General features: G+C 70.6%; 2 protein-coding genes. Both read left to right on the forward strand.

What is annotated here, in order from left to right; all coding sequences use genetic code 11:
* Window positions 1-229: alpha-glucosidase C-terminal domain-containing protein (locus tag D7Y13_RS42775; RefSeq protein ID WP_208734624.1), on the forward strand; the 229-nt coding region annotated here is incomplete at its 5' end.
* On the forward strand, window positions 226-452 hold a 227-nt coding region (locus D7Y13_RS46380; RefSeq protein WP_208734625.1), incomplete at its 3' end, for a maltokinase N-terminal cap-like domain-containing protein. The genes D7Y13_RS42775 and D7Y13_RS46380, both read left to right, overlap by 4 nt.

A 452-nucleotide genomic window follows, 5' to 3' on the forward strand; every position in this document is an offset into this window, starting at 1 on the left:
GGCCTACGTGCGCTCCCACGGCGAGGACGACGTCGTGCTGTGCGTGAGCAACATGTCCCGTTTCCCGCAACCCGTCGAGCTCGACCTGTCAGCCTGGAACGGGCACGCGCTGCACGAGCTCACGGGCGGCGTGCCCTTCCCCCGGATCGGCGACCTCCCCTACCTGCTGACCCTTCCGGGCCACGGCTTCTACTGGTTCTCGATCACCCCACCGGAGGATCCCGCGTGACGTCGCTGGAGGACATGCTCGTCGAGTGGCTGCCGAGGCAGCGCTGGTTCGCGGCCAAGGGACGCCCCGTCCGTGCCGTCGAGGTGGCGTCCCGCACTCCCCTCATGACCGACGGCGAGCCCCTCGTCGACCACCTCCTGCTGGCCGTGCACTTCGCCGACGAGTGGCCGGTGCAGCACTACCAGCTCCACCTGGCCCGCCGCGAGCACCTGCGGCCGGAGCT

Origin of the sequence: Corallococcus praedator, assembly GCF_003612125.1 — a bacterium.
Taxonomy (GTDB): domain Bacteria; phylum Myxococcota; class Myxococcia; order Myxococcales; family Myxococcaceae; genus Corallococcus; species Corallococcus praedator.